This window comes from Shewanella sp. 10N.7, from assembly GCF_020806285.1.
GTDB classification, from domain to species: domain Bacteria; phylum Pseudomonadota; class Gammaproteobacteria; order Enterobacterales; family Shewanellaceae; genus Shewanella; species Shewanella electrodiphila.
The window spans coordinates 89,903-108,854 of record NZ_JAJGZS010000007.1; the positions used below are offsets into that span (position 1 = coordinate 89,903).

General features: G+C 41.5%; 14 protein-coding genes and 2 tRNA genes. 1 reads left to right on the top strand and 15 read right to left on the bottom strand.

Annotated elements, in window-relative coordinates:
* Nucleotides 1-307: 307 nt before the first annotated feature.
* Entirely contained in the window at nucleotides 308-1,216 is a 909-nt protein-coding gene (nlpI, locus tag LMH66_RS06250) for a lipoprotein NlpI (RefSeq protein WP_102526901.1), read from the bottom strand.
* Between the two features lie 269 nt (nucleotides 1,217-1,485).
* Entirely contained in the window at nucleotides 1,486-3,588 is a 2,103-nt protein-coding gene (gene pnp, locus LMH66_RS06255) for a polyribonucleotide nucleotidyltransferase (protein ID WP_229368958.1), read from the bottom strand.
* Nucleotides 3,589-3,971: 383 nt separating this feature from the next.
* On the opposite strand from pnp, the gene LMH66_RS06260 reads away from it, so the two are divergent.
* Nucleotides 3,972-6,011, top strand: a complete 2,040-nt coding sequence (locus LMH66_RS06260; RefSeq protein ID WP_229368959.1) for a putative bifunctional diguanylate cyclase/phosphodiesterase — start codon at nucleotides 3,972-3,974, stop codon at nucleotides 6,009-6,011.
* 115 nt (nucleotides 6,012-6,126) lie between these two features.
* On the opposite strand, the gene rpsO is transcribed toward LMH66_RS06260, so the two are convergent.
* The 13 genes from rpsO to ftsH all read right to left on the bottom strand — a co-directional run bounded on the left by rpsO (nucleotide 6,127) and on the right by ftsH (nucleotide 18,912).
* Nucleotides 6,127-6,396 (bottom strand): 30S ribosomal protein S15, encoded by a 270-nt coding sequence (rpsO, locus tag LMH66_RS06265; protein ID WP_055023715.1) that lies wholly within the window; start codon nucleotides 6,394-6,396, stop codon nucleotides 6,127-6,129.
* A 126-nt stretch (nucleotides 6,397-6,522) separates the two neighbouring features.
* Complete coding sequence (truB, locus tag LMH66_RS06270; RefSeq protein WP_229368960.1) at nucleotides 6,523-7,467, bottom strand: tRNA pseudouridine(55) synthase TruB; 945 nt, start codon at nucleotides 7,465-7,467, stop codon at nucleotides 6,523-6,525.
* Nucleotides 7,467-7,907, bottom strand: coding sequence for a 30S ribosome-binding factor RbfA (gene rbfA, locus LMH66_RS06275; protein ID WP_102526898.1), 441 nt, complete (start codon nucleotides 7,905-7,907; stop codon nucleotides 7,467-7,469). The genes truB and rbfA overlap by 1 nt, the downstream gene beginning before the upstream one ends.
* A gap of 61 nt (nucleotides 7,908-7,968) precedes the next feature.
* Entirely contained in the window at nucleotides 7,969-10,617 is a 2,649-nt protein-coding gene (gene infB, locus LMH66_RS06280; RefSeq protein WP_229368961.1) for a translation initiation factor IF-2, read from the bottom strand.
* 25 nt (nucleotides 10,618-10,642) lie between these two features.
* Complete coding sequence (nusA, locus tag LMH66_RS06285) at nucleotides 10,643-12,142, bottom strand: transcription termination factor NusA (RefSeq protein ID WP_102526896.1); 1,500 nt, start codon at nucleotides 12,140-12,142, stop codon at nucleotides 10,643-10,645.
* 29 nt (nucleotides 12,143-12,171) lie between these two features.
* A complete protein-coding gene (gene rimP, locus LMH66_RS06290; protein ID WP_102526895.1) occupies nucleotides 12,172-12,627 on the bottom strand; it encodes a ribosome maturation factor RimP in 456 nt (151 codons plus the stop codon).
* 170 nt (nucleotides 12,628-12,797) lie between these two features.
* A tRNA-Met gene (locus tag LMH66_RS06295) sits at nucleotides 12,798-12,874 on the bottom strand.
* Between the two features lie 82 nt (nucleotides 12,875-12,956).
* Nucleotides 12,957-13,041, bottom strand: a tRNA-Leu gene (locus LMH66_RS06300).
* A gap of 100 nt (nucleotides 13,042-13,141) precedes the next feature.
* Entirely contained in the window at nucleotides 13,142-13,474 is a 333-nt protein-coding gene (gene secG, locus LMH66_RS06305) for a preprotein translocase subunit SecG (RefSeq protein WP_102526894.1), read from the bottom strand.
* A 4-nt stretch (nucleotides 13,475-13,478) separates the two neighbouring features.
* Complete coding sequence (gene tpiA, locus LMH66_RS06310; RefSeq protein ID WP_102526893.1) at nucleotides 13,479-14,261, bottom strand: triose-phosphate isomerase; 783 nt, start codon at nucleotides 14,259-14,261, stop codon at nucleotides 13,479-13,481.
* A gap of 169 nt (nucleotides 14,262-14,430) precedes the next feature.
* Entirely contained in the window at nucleotides 14,431-15,855 is a 1,425-nt protein-coding gene (glmM, locus tag LMH66_RS06315; RefSeq protein WP_267869100.1) for a phosphoglucosamine mutase, read from the bottom strand.
* Between the two features lie 69 nt (nucleotides 15,856-15,924).
* Entirely contained in the window at nucleotides 15,925-16,764 is an 840-nt protein-coding gene (folP, locus tag LMH66_RS06320; protein ID WP_229368962.1) for a dihydropteroate synthase, read from the bottom strand.
* 180 nt (nucleotides 16,765-16,944) lie between these two features.
* Entirely contained in the window at nucleotides 16,945-18,912 is a 1,968-nt protein-coding gene (gene ftsH, locus LMH66_RS06325) for an ATP-dependent zinc metalloprotease FtsH (RefSeq protein WP_324295160.1), read from the bottom strand.
* Nucleotides 18,913-18,952: the final 40 nt, after the last annotated feature.

The window sequence follows — 18,952 nt, forward strand, 5'->3', positions numbered from 1 at the left end:
TAACCAAGGTAAAGAAAAGCATAAACCACTGATTATTAATACCTTATTCTGACTCCAACGATTAATGATGGTTTTATAAATTCAGAATAAGAGAAGGTAAATGCAAACTTAACTGTAAGTTTGACATGAGGATAATGAATGGAAGTATGACAACTTTTTGGTGAACGGACTGAAGTATGATCATACTTTGCCTATAAAGTATGATCATACTTTTCGCATTATTAAATGACATAAAATAAAAAAGCTAGCCCCTGTATAGAGACTAGCTTTGTTTCTGACGTTAATACGCTGGGTTTAACGCATATAATTAAGGCTGCTTAGCTGCTTGCTCAGCTAACTTTTGCTGTGTTTGTGCAAGCTCTATACGTGCATAGCGATGTTCAACAAAATCATAAATGTTAGTTGCTAGCGTTAATCGATAATAATCAATCGCTAACTCATAATCCTGTTGCTCGACTGCTTTTTTAGCTAAGTAAAAGTAAGTTTCGCATAAACGCTCTGAGTACTCTTTAGGCTGAGATAAGTTCTCTTTCGCTGCCTCAAAGACCTGTTCTTTAGTCAGTGTACCTAAGTAGTAATCCACTAATACCGTTGACCAGGCTTGTTCGTTCAATGCTTTTCTGTTTTCAACTAATGCGAGTTGTGCAGTTTCAGTGTTTCTAGGCGAGTCAACTAAATATAGCCACAGCGCACGGTAACCATCAGAAGGCTCTTTGCGTAAAAAGTCTTGCATATCTTGCGCGGCTAATTCGTAACGCTCACCGTAATACAATGCAATACCACGATTCAAATACGCATAGTCGTATTCAGGTGATAATTCGAGTACCCCATCAAAAGACTCATATGCACTTTCAAACTCACCTTCTTGGGTATAATAAATCCCTAAGAAGTTATAAGCATCCGCTAAGTTAGGCTGAAGTTTAATCGCTTGATGAAAGTCTATTCGGGCAAGTAAACGCAAACCTACACTATCGTAGATAACACCACGGTCATAATGGAAACGAGCTCGTTGCTCAGGGGTTAACTCCATTGTGCCTAAGATTTCATTTAGCTTAGCCAAGGTGACTTCTAATTTATAATCTGGGACATTCGGTGCAACCATCACCTTACCGCTAGTTGCGCTGTCAGCACTTCCAGATAAAGAAGCACAACCTGACAATAATAAACTGGCACCCACACATAATGCGACGACTGTGGTACGTAATTTCTGTTCCATTTAAATACCTTATCAGGTTCTATAATTTCTTTGCATCATATCAACCTATCTACATTAGGGCTATGCAGATGCTGATAAAATTTCATTTACTGAATTTACACTAGCTTCAATTAATATAAAGCGAGCGAAAGTTGCAGCAAAAGCGATTCAACTAGCATTTTGACAAGTGAAGTAACATTAAGTGCCAATCAGCATAAAAAGATTACTCTATGTCACAAAACAAAAAAGAGACCCTAAGGTCTCTTTCTAAGTTGAACTGATGTCAGAATTTATTCTGCAGCAGCTTCTTCTTTCGCGTTAGCTTCTTTGATAGAAAGTCTTACACGACCTTGACGGTCAACTTCCATCACTTTAACGTCGACGTCTTGATTCATTTCAAGATGATCAGAAACGTTAGCAACACGCTCTTCACTGATTTGTGAAATATGCACTAAGCCATCTTTACCAGGTAAGATGTTAACAAACGCACCGAAATCAACGATACGGATAACTTTACCTTTGTAGATGCGGCCCACTTCAACTTCTGCAGTGATTTCTTCGATACGACGGATAGCTTCTTTCGTTGCTTCACCGTTTGAAGATGCAATCTTCACTGTACCATTGTCATCAAGCTCGATAGTTGTACCAGTTTCTTCGGTTAATGCACGGATAGTCGCACCACCTTTACCGATTACGTCACGGATCTTCTCAGGATTAATCTTGATAGTCGTGATACGTGGAGCGTGGTCAGAGATATCTTCACGTGCGCCACCAATTGCTTGGTCCATAACGTTAAGAATATGAACACGTGCGCCGTATGCTTGCTGAAGCGCGATGTCCATGATCTCTTTAGTGATACCTTCAATCTTTATATCCATTTGAAGCGCTGTAATACCGTCACGAGTACCAGCAACTTTAAAGTCCATGTCACCTAAGTGATCTTCATCACCTAAGATGTCAGAAAGAACAACGAAATCGTCGCCTTCTTTAACTAGACCCATTGCAATACCTGCAACTGAAGTTTTAATTGGTACACCCGCATCCATTAATGCTAATGAAGTACCACAAACAGAAGCCATAGAGCTTGAACCGTTTGATTCAGTAATTTCAGATACTACACGAACACTGTATGGGAATTCTTCTGCAGAAGGCATAACAGCGTTAATACCACGCCAAGCTAACTTACCGTGACCAATTTCACGACGCTTAGGTGATCCAACCATGCCTGTTTCACCAACAGAGTATGGAGGGAAGTTATAATGAAGCATGAAGCGGTTAGTACGTTCACCCATGATGCTATCAATCTTTTGTGCATCACGTTCAGTACCTAAAGTACAAGTTACTAGTGCTTGAGTTTCACCACGTGTAAATAATGAACTACCGTGAGTACGTGGAAGTACGCCAGCTAGTACATTCAATGCACGGATCATGTCAGGCTCACGACCATCGATACGTGGCTTACCACTGATGATGCGACCACGAACAACTTTCTTCTCAAGGCTGCCAAGTAAACCATCAACTTCGCGAGCATCAACATCTGGGTTATTAGTCATTAGTGCTTCTTTAGCAGCTGCTTTAACAGCGCCAACTTGAGCATAACGATCTTGCTTAACTTCGATTTGGTAAGCTGCAGTCATGCCTTCTTCAGCTAGCTCTTTAATTTGAGCAACTAAGTCAGCATCTTGAACAGGTGCAATCCAATCCCAAGCTGGTTTACCCGCTTCAGCTTTAAACTCAGCAATGGCTTGAACAACAACTTGTTGTTGATCGTGACCATAAGTCACAGCGCCTAGCATGATTTCTTCAGCTAAAGATTTAGCTTCTGATTCAACCATAAGAACAGCTGAGTCAGTACCTGCAACAACTAAGTCAAGGTCACTTTCAGCAACTTGATCAACTGTTGGGTTTAATAAGTACTCACCATCAATGTAACCAACGCGTGCTGCGCCGATAGGGCCATTGAAAGGTAGACCTGAGATAGATAGCGCTGCTGATGTACCAATCATAGCAACCATATCAGGCTCAATTTGAGGATCAACAGAAACGACTGTGATGATCACCTGAACTTCGTTTTTAAAACCATTCGGAAATAAAGGACGAATTGGACGGTCGATTAGACGAGCAATAAGCGTTTCGTCTTCATTTGGACGACCTTCACGCTTGAAGAAACCACCAGGGATTTTACCTGCTGCATAGGTTTTTTCTTGGTAGTTTACTGTTAATGGGAAAAAGTCACGGCTAGGATCAGCTACTTTTTTACCAACGACTGTAACTAATACAGTTGTGTCGCCCATGCTCGCTAAAACTGCAGCGTCTGCTTGACGTGCAATAACACCTGTTTCTAAGGTGACGGTATGTTGACCATACTCAAAACTCTTTACTATTGGATTCACTTGACCCATTCCTTAATTATTGACCTTTAAATTACGCGCATAAGTATACTGCAATTTTTTACAATAGTTAAAGCGCATCGCAATATACCGCTAAAAAATAATTAAAATTAATCTTCTATCAGCCGATAAAACAGCTAATCACTCAATGAATAGATAACCTAACAAGATTCCACTGTTTGAAACACCATTTTTGTTTGAACAAAAATAGCCTATTGATATAAGTTGTAACAGCTATAATTAATGACTTTTAATGTTATTTTGTCTACAGTTAGTTGTTGTTGTCCCTAAATAAAAATAACACATTAAATGAGTTCAACATGTTAAATGCACCAGTTACCCATAAAAGCTGTGATTATTTAATAAAAACAAATGGAATCGTTTGAATGACGCAAAGGTTTAAGTCACTGACATGGAAGCAAACAAACTTAGTTGTATTTACTGCTTTGTTTTTTGCGATTGCCATTTTTGTCGTCGAAATTGCATTAGTTGTTGTCACGACTAAGCAGCAACTTACCGCTTCGCAAGAAGAGTTACTCAACTCAGTAGAACAAACTGCCTCTAATGCTGTCTGGGCGTTAGACGATAAACAAACCGAACAAACACTCGAAGGTATTATCAAGATTGATAATATTAGCTCAGCTGTAATTACCCTTGATGACGGCAGTTTATTTGTCACAGCTAGCAATAAGCCTAAGTTGTTTTCAGAAAACTATGACAACTTAAGCCATTTCCTGTTCAATGATTTAAACGAAATATCACGTCCTTTATATAGACCATTCTATTTCGAAGGGAACAAAAAACAGCAGCTTATTGGTACATTAACCATCTTTTACGATACACAAGAGATGACTAACAACCTGTTTAATCAACTTCAATTAGGCTTTATTGCTACTCTCGCTCGCGCCTTATTGCTGACGTTGGTACTGACCATTGTATTCCATCGGTTCTTGACTCAACCGATTGCAAGGATCAGTGAAGCCATAGATAAAATTGATCCTGATTTACCTGATGAAAACTTATTACCTATGTCTGCAGCCCATAAAGATGATGAGCTAGGGCTAGTTACATCGAAGTTTAACCAAATTTTATTACAGTTTAGCCAAACACAAAATAAACTTAGAAAGATGGCAACCAGAGACCCGTTAACCAGCTTACCTAACCGTACCTTGTTACTGGAAACTCTCAATGTCACGATTCAGCGTGCTAGAGTTCACAAAAGACATTTCGCATTATTGTTCATTGATTTAGATCGCTTTAAAAACGTCAATGACTCATTAGGTCATGCGATTGGTGATCAGTTTCTTGCCCGCGTTGCCCGCATATTAGAAACTGTTGTCGGCGATAGAGGCAGTGTTGCCAGGTTAGGCGGTGATGAATTTGTCATTGTGGCTGATGATATTGAAACCCCAGATCAAGCTGCTGACTTTGTCGATAAGCTCCTACTACAACTCAATACCCCAGTGCAGCTCAATGAACATGCGATACACCCTGCGGCTTCCATTGGTATTTCAATCTATCCTGAAGATGGCCCGGGCGCAGAAGATTTAATTAGACACGCTGATATTGCCATGTATAGCGCTAAAGCGGCTGGTTCAAACCAATGGGCCTTCTTTAAACAACAGATGACAGAAAATGCCGCTGTTAGGTTAAAGACCGAAGCATCACTTCATGACGCGCTAAAACACAATGAATTCTTGCTCTATTTTCAACCTAAATTAGATTTAAGAACCAATCGAGTCATTGGCTGTGAAGCGCTTATCCGCTGGCAAAAAAATGGTGAGCTTATATCACCAATGTCATTCATCCCCATTGCCGAAGAAACTGGGATTATTATCCCAATCGGAAGATGGGTGATTGAGCAAAGCTGTAAAGTTATCCGCGAGTGGGAAAAGAAATACAACTACGCTATCCCAATAGCGGTGAACGTCGCTTCACAACAATTTGCTGATGCCAGCTTGGTTTCTGACATCAAGCAATTAGCTTTACGCTACCAAATACGCCCTGAGCTACTTGAGATAGAGATAACAGAAACATCTTTGATGAATGATGTAGATCAGGCAATTGCTAAGCTTGAGCAGCTAAAGAGCGCAGGATTCGGTATTGCCGTGGATGATTTTGGTACCGGTTATTCATCCTTGTCTTATCTTAGACATTTACCAATCACAACCATGAAAATTGATCGTGGTTTTGTTTCCGACTTACCCCATGATGCAGCAATTGCATCAACCATCTTAATGTTAGGTCAGCAGCTCAATTTAGATATTGTTGCTGAAGGTATTGAAAACGAAAAACAGCTTGAATGGTTACAACAACATAACTGTCAAATCGGCCAAGGATTCTTTTTCAGTAAGCCTTTGCCGCTGGAAGAGTTTGAATCTAAATACCTAACAGAAATGCCGATACAGCAACTCGAGCAAGTTTAAGCACTTTCACGCTAAACATTTCGGTAAATTATACCTAATAAAAAAGGAGGCATAAGCCTCCTTTTTCACGGTTTGAATTTGAGTATGTTAACCATGCCCAAATTAAACGTCGATATTAACGACGTAAACCTAACTTCTGGATAAGAGCAGTATAACGAGCTACGTCTTTACGCTTTAAGTAAGCAGTAAGTTTACGACGTGCGCTAACCATACGTAATAGACCACGACGTGAATGGTGATCATGGATGTGCTCTTTGAAGTGACCTTGTAGATGGTTAATCTGCGCAGTCAATAAAGCTACTTGTACTTCAGTAGAACCAGTGTCATTTTCGCCACGGCTATATTCAGCTACGATAGCAGCTTTTTGTTCATTACTTAGTGACATATTTATCTCCAGAAAAAATTAAATTAACTCTAGCCAATCACTAACTCAGCCAGAGGGGGCGACATTCTAACTATATTCAGACACTATCGCAATAAAAAACACAGAACAGTTAATAAAAGCTGTAAACTAATCTGCGCTATGATCAACAACCAAACGTTTAGGCGCTAATAAACCATCATCATTCATGGTGCCGATGCCGATAAACTGACGGTCTTCACCAGATGTCATCCGCACTAATACATCAGGTTCTAACCCTGATGCTTGTACAGGTTGACCTTGCATAATGTATTGCACACTTTCCTCAGCTAAATTAACCTCAGGGAAGTTCGCAACCGCTGTATCCATTGGCAGTAACAGCTCATCAAGTACGGTAAAAGTAGACTCATCTTCTTTATCCGTTCCTTCAGCAAGCTCTGTTAACTGATCAATCGTAACCATTTTGGCATAAGGATATTCAGCGACTTGGGTACGTCTTAACATGGTGACATGCGCACCACACCCAAGCATTTCACCTAAATCATCAATGATTGTTCGAATATAAGTGCCTTTAGAGCAATGAATATCAAGAGTTAAATCATCACCTTCAAGGCTCACAAATAACAATTCAAAAACCGTTATAGGTCGAGCTTCACGCGGAACTTCTATCCCTTCACGCGCATATTTATATAAAGGCTGACCTTGATATTTCAAAGCTGAAAACATTGAAGGCACTTGCATGGTATCACCACGAAAATGCTCTAATGATTCATCTAATAGTGCTTGAGTAAACTTAACCGGACGGATCTGAACCACTTCACCATCTGAGTCACTGGTATCAGTTCTTTCACCTAACTTAGCAGTTACCAAGTAACGCTTATCAGCATCGAGAAGATGCTGTGAGAACTTTGTCGCTTCACCTAAGCAAACTGGCAGCATGCCAGTAGCTAAAGGATCAAGCGCACCTGTATGACCCGCTTTATTAGCGTTATAAAGACGTTTGACCCGTTGCAAAGCATGGTTAGAACTGATGCCAGTACCTTTATCTAACAGTACAATGCCATTAATAAAACGACCTTTGCGACGACGAGCCATTAATCTTTATCCTCAGGTTTTTCTTCAGATGCGTCAGCATCGTCAGTTCCAAACTCTTCATGTCTTGCTTTGTCTTGCTTAGCTTTGTCTTGTGTAATCACTTGGCTAACTAAGTTAGACATGCGCATCCCTTCAACAAGCGAGCTGTCATAGACGAAACGAAGCTCAGGCATAACACGCAATTTCATGCGACTAGCAACCAAGGTTCTTACATATGGTGCCGCAGCCGTAAGCGCTTCAATTTTTTGATCGACTAATTCTTGATCTTCTTCGAAAAAAGTAACAAATACTTTCGCAAAGCTTAAATCACGAGAAACATCAACATCGTTAACAGTAACAAAACCGATACGTGGATCTTTCATGTCACGCTGTAAAATCATCGCTAACTCTTGTTGGAGTTGCTGTGCAATACGGCGAGTACGACTAAATTCTTTTGCCATAACATTAATACCTTATAGCTTTGTATAAATAAAAAAGGCGGCTAACGCCGCCCTTTCTGTGTTACAGCGTTCTGGCCACTTCGACCGTCTCGAAGACCTCAATCTGATCGCCAACTTTGACGTCATTGTAGTTCTTCACACCGATACCACATTCCATGCCGTTACGAACATCGCTAACGTCATCTTTAAAGCGACGTAGCGACTCAAGCTCACCTTCGTAGATTACTACGTTTTCACGTAGAACACGGATAGGAGCACTACGTTTGATGGTACCTTCGGTAACCATACAACCCGCAATAGCACCAATCTTAGGCGACTTAAATACATCACGTACTTCAGCAAGACCAATGATTTGTTGCTTGAATTCAGGAGCAAGCATGCCCGTCATTGCCGCTTTAACTTCATCAATCAAGTCGTAAATTACGCTGTAGTAGCGTAAATCAACACTTTCAGCTTCGATGGTCTTACGCGCTTGTGCATCAGCACGAACGTTGAAACCAACCATAATTGCATTTGAAGCAGCGGCTAATGTCGCATCTGTTTCAGTTAATGCACCAACGCCACGAGCAATAATGCTAACTTTAACTTCGTCAGTAGACAGTTTAGTTAATGAATCACAAATTGCTTCAAGTGAACCTTGAACGTCTGCTTTAAGTACAATGTTAAGCTCTTGTACTTCGCCTTCAGTCATGTTGGCAAACATGTTTTCAAGCTTAGATTTCTGCTGACGTGCTAGCTTAACATCACGGAATTTACCTTGACGGTAAAGTGCAACTTCACGCGCTTTACGCTCATCACGTACAACAGTCGCTTCATCACCCGCTGATGGCACACCAGAAAGACCTAAAATCTCAACTGGAATTGAAGGACCTGCTTCAGTGATGCTCTTACCATTCTCATCTTTCATTGCACGGATTTTACCGTACTCAAGACCACATAGAACGATATCACCTTGGCGTAAAGTACCTTCTTGAACAAGAACAGTAGCAACTGGGCCACGACCTTTATCCAATTTAGATTCAATAACAACACCTGCTGCCATACCTTCACGAACAGCTTGAAGCTCTAATACTTCAGCTTGTAAAAGAATGCCTTCAAGTAACTCATCGATACCAGTACCCGCTTTAGCTGAAACGTTAACGAACATATGTTCGCCGCCCCAATCTTCAGACATAACACCGTGTTGAGCTAGTTCACTCTTAACACGTTCTGGATCAGCTTCTGGCTTATCCATTTTGTTAACGGCAATGATTAACGGTACGTTACCGGCTTTAGCATGTTGGATTGCTTCAATCGTTTGTGGCATAGCGCCATCATCCGCAGCAACAACCAATACAACGATATCTGTCGCTTTAGCACCACGAGCACGCATTGACGTAAACGCCGCATGACCAGGAGTATCTAAGAAGGTGATCATGCCATTGTCGGTTTCAACATGGTATGCACCAATGTGCTGGGTAATACCACCGGCTTCACCGTCAGCAACTTTTGCACGACGAATATAATCAAGTAATGATGTTTTACCGTGGTCAACGTGACCCATGATGGTTACTACTGGAGCACGAGTCTCTAGTACAACATCATCTTCATCACGATCGCCCAGTACTTGATGCTCTAATTCGTTTTCACGAAGTAGTACCACTTTATGGCCCATTTCTTCTGCAATCATTTGCGCAGTTTCTTGGTCCAAGATTTGGTTGATCGTTACCATTGAGCCCATCTTCATCATTTGCTTGATGATTTCAGTGGCTTTAATTGACATACGTGATGCCAATTCTGCAACAGAAACGGTCTCACCGATACGGATCTCGCCTTTTACTACAGCAACAGGCTTGTTGAAACCATGTGCCATTGATTCAGGAGCAGTACTCTTGTTACGCGCATGGTTGCTACGGTTATCACGACCGCCTTTACCACCACGTTTCTTATTGTTGCTCTTGTTACGAGCACGACGTCCACGTTTCTCATCAGCAGCATCTGAAGTATCTTCAGCTGCACGAGCCGCTTTCGAAGTAGTGATATGGTGGTCACTATTTTTCTCAGCTTCAATACGTTGACGTTCTTCTTCAGCCCAACGCTTAGAGTTTTCTTCAGCAAGCTTACGAGCAGTTTCTGCAGCTTGCGCCGCTTCTTCTTTCTGCTTTTTAGTCATTGCTTCTTCTTGCGCGGCTTTAATGCGTTCAGCTTCAGCTTTTACAGCTGCAGACTCTGGGTCTTCAGCTTTAGCTGGTTTAGCTTCAGATTTGGCTTTAGCTTCAGCTTCTTTTTTAGCTTTCGCTTCTGCGTCTGCTTTAGCCTTAGCTTCTGCTTTAGCTTTATCTTCAACAGCTTTCGCTTCTGCAGCAGCTTTTGCTACAGCTTCAGCTTCTTGTTGTTGCTTAGCTTGTTCTTCAGCTTCAGCAGCTAGCTCACTATCATCACGTTTAACAAAAGTACGTTTTTTACGTACTTCTACTTTAACGTCTTTAGATTGTCCGCCACCTGCATTTACACTTAAAGTAGATACGGTTTTGCGTTGCAGAGTCATTTTTTGAGGCTCTTTATCGCCGCCGTGCTGCTTCTTTAAATGGTCTAGCAAAGTTTGTTTCTCAGTTTCAGAAACATTGTCAGCTTTACTTTTCTTAATTCCTGCTTCGGCAAACTGTTCAATCAGTCTGTCTACATTCTTGCCCACTTCCGCGGCCAATTTATCTATACTTGTATCTGCCATCAATTAAATCCCCCTGTTGATCGACTTATGCTTCTTCGCCAAACCAACAGATATTACGGGCAGCCATGATGAGCTCACCTGCTTTTTCTTCTGTCAATTCTTCAATATCGATTAAATCGTCAATTCCTTGTTCTGCTAAGTCTTCTAAGGTCGACACACCTTTACTTGCAAGAACATATGCTAAATGCTTTTCTAAACCATCTAACGCTAATAGATCAGCAGCCGGTTCAGCACCATCTAGTGCTTCTTCCGTTGCTAATGCTCGAGTCGAAATAGCTGCTTTTGCACGTTCACGCAATGCAGCAACAATATCTTCATCAAAACCGTTAACTTCTAACAGTTCTGCTTCTGGTACATAGGCAATTTCTTCTAAAGAGGTGAAACCTTCTTCAGCAAGAACAGTTGCAAAATCTTCGTCAACATCTAAAGTTTCAACGAATAAGTTTACAATTTTAGCGCTTTCAGCTTGATGCTTAGCATTAAGCTCTTCCACTGTCATGACGTTTAGTTCCCAACCCGTTAACTGAGTTGCTAAACGAACGTTTTGACCATTACGGCCAATAGCTTGCGCTAAACTGTCAGCTTCAACAGCAATATCCATTGAGTGGTTGTCTTCATCAACAATGATAGAAGCAACGTCAGCAGGAGCCATTGCATTGATAACGTACTGTGCTGGATTATCATCCCACATTACGATATCGACACGCTCACCGCTTAATTCGTTAGATACAGCTTGTACACGTGCGCCACGCATACCAACACAAGCACCAATTGGATCGATACGCTTATCATTAGTTTTCACTGCGATTTTAGCGCGAGCACCTGGGTCACGAGCAGCGCCCATGATTTCAATCATCTCATCTAAAATTTCAGGTACTTCAACTCTGAATAATTCGATGATCATTTCAGGCTTGCTGCGAGTTAAGAATAACTGTGCACCACGTGCTTCTGGACGTACTGCATATAGCAATGCACGAACACGATCACCAGGACGGAAAGATTCGCGGCTGATGATGTCTTCTTTGTAAATAACGCCATCAGCATTATTACCTAAATCAACAACGACACTTTCACGGGTGCTTTTCTTAACAACACCAGTAACAATTTCGCCTTCACGTTCAATGAACTGTTCAACGATTTGTGCACGTTCAGCTTCACGTACTTTTTGTACGATAACTTGCTTAGCTGTTTGCGTTGTAATACGGTCGAAAACAACTGAGTCAATTTCATCTTCGATGAATTCGCCAGGTTGAATTTCTGGTTCTTCGTAACGTGCAGCTTCTAACGTAATTTCGCTGTATGGGTTTTCTAAAGCTTCACCTTGGTCATCGACAACCATCCAACGACGGAAAGTGTCGTAGTGGCCAGTTTTACGATCGATAGCTACGCGAACTTCAATTTCGCCTTCATACTTTTTCTTAGTTGCTGTGGCTAGAGCAATTTCTAGCGCTTCGAATATTTTTTCGCGTGGGACGGCTTTTTCATTTGATACCGCCTCTGCGACTAGCAGAATCTCTTTATTCATTATGTCTTGCCTCGTTCACCTTGAAACTATCAAAACTTCGCAATAACGTTGCCTTTACGCACATTATCTAAAGCCACAATCAAATCTTCACCATCTACATTAATCGTTAGCATTTGCCCTTCGATTGATGTGATAGCACCTTTTAAATTACGACTACCTGCAACAGGCATCGTTAACTGTACTTTTGCATCTTCGCCGATATATGCGGCGTATTGCGCAGCCGTAAATAGTGGTCTATCTACACCTGGCGATGAAACTTCTAGTGTGTATTCTGTCGAGATTGGGTCTTCAACATCTAGAACAGCACTAACTTGGCGGCTGGCTTCAGCACAATCTTCAATATTGATACCACTTTCACCATCAATAAATACACGTAATATTGAATGACGCCCTGCATGGACAAACTCAATACCCCAGAGTTGAAAACCTAGCGCTTCAACAGGTACTGTCAGCATTTCTGTCAGTTTAGTTTCTAATGTTGCCAAAAATGACCCCCAAAAACGAAAAAAAGGGCAAATAGCCCTCGAAAAGTCCGTAAAATCACGGAGTTACTAAGCTCCATATAACAGAAAACCCCGTAATAACGAGGTCTTAAATATAGAACCTTTTAATTGCCTTTACATTGCACTAGTGCAAATAAGTAAAAACAATAAGCTGGTTGCGGGGGCCGGATTTGAACCGACGACCTTCGGGTTATGAGCCCGACGAGCTACCAAACTGCTCCACCCCGCGACAACTTGCGCAATTATATTAACTTACGTCTTTGCTTGCAATATTTAATCAAATTAACTTCAAAATGATTAATAAAATTTAGTGGTGCGGATGGTGGGACTTGAACCCACACGACCTAAGTCACCAACCCCTCAAGCTGGCGCGTCTACCAATTCCGCCACATCCGCTTACTACTAAATTTTTGCAGTCGTTATCATATTTAATTGAGGAAATTAAGATAACTCAATGACTGCGATCTTACTTTATTTGCTTCTTTTAAGAGGCAAATTAATCAGGGATTTCAGTCTCTGATGTTTCGGCCTGTGTAGGAGCTTGTTCAACTTGCTCTACCGCAGAACCTAAATCGTTCCAAGCATCATCTTTTTTAGAATTGTTTGCGCTTAAGTTACCTAAAGTAAGGCTTAAAGCGAAAAAAGCAATAGCTAAAACAGCTGTGCTTCGGGTCAGGAAATTACCTGCACCGTCGGAACCGAATAGCGTCCCTGATGCACCAGCACCAAAAGAAGACCCCATATCAGCTCCTTTACCTTGTTGAATTAAAATTAGTCCTACAAGACCAATTGCTACAACCAAGTAAACTACAATTAAAACTTCATACATAATATTAAGCGCTCATCGCAATGGAACATAAACTTAAAAACTCGCTAGAATTTAAGCTAGCTCCGCCAATCAATCCACCATCGACATCTGGTTGGGCAAATATATCTGCAGCATTTGATGGAGTCACACTACCACCATATAAAATGCGAATATTTTCTCCAATAAATGGAGACACTTCAGAGAGTCTATTACGAATAAACGCATGAACTTCTTGCGCTTGCTCTGGAGTTGCACTTTTACCAGTACCTACAGCCCATAAAGGCTCGTAAGCGATAATGGCATTATCAAAAGCCATGGTGCCATTCTTTTCGATAACAATGTCTAACTCTTCTGCAATCACTTCAAAAGTTCGTCTTGCTTCACGAGCTGGACCTGATTCTCCAACACAAAGAATCGGCGTTAAACCATGTTTTTGTGCTGCAGCAAATTTCTCTGCAACGATATTACTTGTTTCGCCGTACATACGACGACGCTCGGAATGGCCGATAATCACATATCGACATCCTGAATCTTTTAGCATTTTACCGGAAATTTCACCAGTATAGGCACCGAAGTCGTGTTGACTCAGGTTCTGTGCGCCCATTCTTACAAGCGCACCATCTAAGGTTTGCTTATTTGCTTCAAGCAGTTGTCTAACACTTTCAAGATAAATTGAAGGTGGACATAAAACTACTTCTGCAGAATCATTTTGGAGCTTAGTAGCAAACTTGGTGAATAATTCTTGCGCTAAAGGCGCACTACCATTCATTTTCCAGTTGCCAGCTACCATAGGACGTCTAAGTGCCATTACTGTCTCCTTTGAAAGCGGCGTGAATAATAACGAACCGCCAAACAAGTTACAATAGCTAAGTCAGGAATATTTGTCATAACATGACAGAATGTTGCTTTTTTACGCGCTGACTTTAGATATTAATAAATAACCAAATAATAAATAAAAACTGCTGTCGATTGTATATTCAACTTTGCTGCAAGCCTACCTTTTTAACTACATCTGCAATTTGATTTGCATAGGATGTGACAAGGTCAATATCTTGGCCTTCAACCATGACCCGAATGAGTGGTTCAGTTCCTGATTTTCTTAATAAAACACGGCCAGTTTTACCGAGTTTAGTTTCGACATCATGTTTTATTGATAACACAATTTCTGATTGAAGTGGATTTGATTCACCTTCAAAACGCACATTGACTAATACTTGCGGTAACATTTTTAATGGCGAAACTAATGCAGCGATAGAAGCTTGTTGATTTTGCATCGCAGCCAGCATCAAAATGCCTGCCACAATCCCATCACCTGTTGTGCCGTGATCAAGGTTTAATATATGACCTGAATTTTCTCCGCCTATGCGCCAATCATGTTGTCGCATTAACTCCATCACGTATCGGTCACCAACGTTAGAACGAACAAAAGGCACATTAAGTTCTGCCAAAGCTAATTCTAAGCCAAGATTTGACATCAAAGTGCCAACTACACCGCCTTTGAGTTCATTGTTTTTTATGGCATCACATGCAAGTACATAGAGAATTTGATCTCCGTCAATCACATTGCCTAAATGATCAACCATCATGATCCTGTCGCCATCACCATCTAATGCAATACCCACATCAGCCTGATGTTTTAGCACTTCATCGCAAATAGCCTGCATTGAAGTCGCGCCAACATTGTCATTAATGTTCAAGCCATTAGGTTGAACACCTATGCATATTACTTCAGCACCGAGTTCTTGAAAGACACTCGGCGCAATATGATAGGTCGCGCCATGAGCACAATCGACCACCAACTTAAGGCCATTAAGGGTTAATTCAGCAGGGAAGTGCCCCTTACAGTATTCAATGTAACGTCCTGCAGCGTCATCTATTCGAGCAGCTTTACCTAATAGGTGGGATTCAACACAAACTAGCGGCTTAGTGAGTTCTTTTTCGATTTCAAGTTCGAGTTGATCATCAAGTTTACTGCCATTAGCAGAAAAGAATTTAATACCATTATCATAATATGGGTTATGAGAAGCACTAATGACTATGCCTGCTTCAGCTCTAAAAGTGCGAGTCAGGTAAGCGATAGCCGGTGTCGGCATCGGGCCAACCAATAGCACATTAAGTCCTGCAGCAGACAATCCCGCCTCTAGTGCCGATTCAAATAAGTAACCAGAAATGCGAGTATCTTTCCCAATAATGACTTTCTGGGTACCACTGCGTGAAAGCACCCTGCCCGCAGCCCAACCTAGTTTTAAAGCAAGCTCTGGCGTCATCACTCCAGCGCCTACTTCCCCCCGAATACCATCGGTGCCAAACAGGTTTCTTTGTTGCTGTTCTTTATCTCGCTGCTCTTTATCTTGCTGCTCTTTATCTTGCTGCTCTTCATTTTGTTGGTTATGGTCCTGCATTAGTACCTCACATTAAGTGAATCAACACTAATTTAACCTATTTAAATCGACAACGCTTAAACCGAAACTTTACTGATGTAAACTGGCCATGGTCGCTGACATAACCTTAAGTACGTCAACGGTTTCTTTTACGTCATGTACACGTAAGATCTGTGCACCTTGCTGCGCTGCAATCATTGCCCCAGCCAAACTCCCAGCTAAACGTTCATTAGTATCGCGTTGCAGTAAATCGCCAATCATGCTTTTTCTTGATAAGCCAATTAATACTGGTAAATGTATACTGTGAAGCTCAGGCAGTTTCGCTAACAGCTGATAATTGTGTTCAAGTGTTTTACCAAAACCAAAGCCAGGATCTAAAATAATATTTTCTCTCGGCATACCTGCGGCAAGGCAATAATCCACTCGTAAGGATAAAAACTCTGTGACTTGTTGCATCACATCCTCATATTGAGGCGCATCTTGCATGTTTTGTGGTTGACCTTGCATATGCATTAAACACACTGGGACATCTAAACTTGTTGCCATGGCTACTGCACCTGGCTCTTGTAATGCACGTACATCATTAATTAAGTGTGCACCCGCAGCAACTGCTTTTTCCATCACTTCAGGTTTACTGGTATCGATTGAAATCCAAACATCATGCTGTTTAGCCGTGTATTCAATCACAGGGATAACGCGAGATAACTCTTCCTCAACAGATACAGCTTCTGCACCCGGTCTTGTTGACTCACCACCGATATCAACAATCAATGCGCCTTCTGAAACCACTTTATCAATCTGAGCGCAAGCTTGCTCTACGGTGGCGTGCTGGCCCCCATCAGAGAAAGAATCAGGAGTCACATTGATAATGGCCATAACCACAGGGCTAGTTAGCGATAAGGTTTTATCACCAGATTTAATTTCAAACACACAACCTCACTCAAATATTTTCAATACTGACTCTTCATAGAGCGCTATCTCAAATAATACGGCTATACAAAAATTACACACTAATAAGTCTCTTTATAGAAATATGACTTATATATGACACTAGTTCAACAAATATAAAAAAACCCCTTTCGGGGCTTTTTAAAACTTCAAATCAGCAACTTACTTTGCAGGTGATTCGTCAGTTTTCGGTTCCGTGTCTGGCTTTTCAGCAGATGGCTCTTCAGTCGTTTCTTCAGTTGAAGCCGCTTCAGGCGTTACCGGAGTGCCTTTGTCTTGATCGTCCATAGAGTCATCAGCTTGCCAATCAGCAGGTTGACGCACTTCACGGCGATTCATTAGATCATCAATTTGCTCTGAATCAATGGTCTCATACTTCATCAATGCATCTTTCATTGAATGAAGAATATCCATGTTATCAGTCAAATATTGATTTGCACGTTCATAGTTACTGTCAATTAACTGTTTAACTTCTTGATCGATTAGACCAGCAGTTTCATCAGACATATTCTTAGATTTCGCCATACTGCGACCTAAGAATACTTCGCCTTCATCTTCTGCATATAAAACAGGGCCTAATTTTTCAGAGAAACCCCATTGCGTAACCATGTTACGTGCAATTGACGTCGCATACTTAATGTCTTGCGATGCACCGGTAGAGACTTTCTCGCCGCCGTAAATCAATTCTTCCGCTAAACGTCCGCCATAGGCTACTGAAATTTGGCTTTCAAGTTTACGTCGGCTTTGGCTAATTGCATCCGCTTCAGGTAAGAAGAACGTCACACCTAAGGCGCGGCCACGTGGAATGATTGTCACTTTATGCACAGGGTCGTGCTCAGGTACTAAACAACCAACAATGGCATGACCTGCTTCATGGTAAGCAGTCATTTCTTTTTCTTCTTCAGACATCACCATAGTACGGCGCTCTGCACCCATCATGATTTTGTCTTTAGCACTTTCAAACTCTTCCATACCGACTACGCGGCGGTTACCACGAGCAGCAAACAAAGCAGCTTCGTTAACTAAGTTAGCTAAGTCAGCACCAGAGAAACCTGGCGTGCCACGCGCAATAACGCTAGCTTTAACGCCATCACCTAATGGTACTTTGCGCATGTGAACTTTAAGGATTTGCTCACGACCACGAACGTCTGGTAAGCCTACGACTACTTGACGGTCAAAACGACCTGGACGAAGTAATGCAGCATCTAATACGTCTGGTCTGTTTGTCGCAGCAATGACAATAACGCCTTCATTACCTTCAAAACCGTCCATTTCAACCAACATTTGGTTCAATGTTTGCTCACGTTCATCGTGACCACCACCAACACCAGCGCCACGTTGGCGACCTACAGCATCGATTTCATCAATGAAGATAATACAAGGTGCAGACTTTTTAGCTTGTTCAAACATGTCACGTACACGAGATGCACCGACACCAACAAACATTTCAACAAAGTCAGAACCAGAAATAGTAAAGAACGGTACTTTTGCTTCACCCGCGATTGCTTTTGCAATCAGAGTTTTACCAGTACCTGGTGGACCCACGAGCAGCACACCAGTAGGAATACGGCCACCCAGTTTTTGGAATCGAGTTGGTTCTTTTAAGTAATCAACTAATTCTTTAACATCTTCTTTCGCTTCGTCACAACCAGCAACATCAGCAAAGGTGGTTTTAATTTGGTCTTCGCTCATCAATTTGGCTTTACTCTTACCAAATGACATTGCGCCTTTACCGCCACCACCTTGCATTTGACGCATGAAGAAAATCCATACACCAATCAGCAGTAACATTGGGAACCAAGAGATAAATATCTGGGTTAAGAAGCTAGACTCTTCAGCTTCCTGCCCTTTCATTGAAATCCCTTTACGATCAAGATCATTAATTAAATCTTGGTCATACATTGGCATAATAGTGGTGAACTTCTCTCCAGAACGTTTGATTCCTTCAATAGTTCGCTGGTCACTTTTGATTTCAACCGAATTGATATTGCCATTTCGGACGCTATCTAAGAATACGGAATAGTCCATCTTCGACGATGACGAAGAAGAGGGGGAGTAACCCTGAAAAACTGACATCAGCACAACGGCGATGACAACCCAGAGAATTAAATTTTTTGCCATGTCACTCAAATTTCTAGACCTCTTGAAGACCCACGATAATTAATCGTTA

What these genes read in the sequence shown, in the direction of transcription:
- nlpI (WP_102526901.1), bottom strand. Translation starts at nt 1,216, where the DNA reads ATGGAACAGAAATTACGTACCACAGTCGTCGCATTATGTGTGGGTGCC.
- LMH66_RS06260 (WP_229368959.1), top strand. Translation starts at nt 3,972, where the DNA reads ATGACGCAAAGGTTTAAGTCACTGACATGGAAGCAAACAAACTTAGTT.
- rpsO (WP_055023715.1), bottom strand. Translation starts at nt 6,396, where the DNA reads ATGTCACTAAGTAATGAACAAAAAGCTGCTATCGTAGCTGAATATAGC.
- truB (WP_229368960.1), bottom strand. Translation starts at nt 7,467, where the DNA reads ATGGCTCGTCGTCGCAAAGGTCGTTTTATTAATGGCATTGTACTGTTA.
- rbfA (WP_102526898.1), bottom strand. Translation starts at nt 7,907, where the DNA reads ATGGCAAAAGAATTTAGTCGTACTCGCCGTATTGCACAGCAACTCCAA.
- infB (WP_229368961.1), bottom strand. Translation starts at nt 10,617, where the DNA reads ATGGCAGATACAAGTATAGATAAATTGGCCGCGGAAGTGGGCAAGAAT.
- nusA (WP_102526896.1), bottom strand. Translation starts at nt 12,142, where the DNA reads ATGAATAAAGAGATTCTGCTAGTCGCAGAGGCGGTATCAAATGAAAAA.
- secG (WP_102526894.1), bottom strand. Translation starts at nt 13,474, where the DNA reads ATGTATGAAGTTTTAATTGTAGTTTACTTGGTTGTAGCAATTGGTCTT.
- tpiA (WP_102526893.1), bottom strand. Translation starts at nt 14,261, where the DNA reads ATGGCACTTAGACGTCCTATGGTAGCTGGCAACTGGAAAATGAATGGT.
- glmM (WP_267869100.1), bottom strand. Translation starts at nt 15,855, where the DNA reads ATGCAGGACCATAACCAACAAAATGAAGAGCAGCAAGATAAAGAGCAG.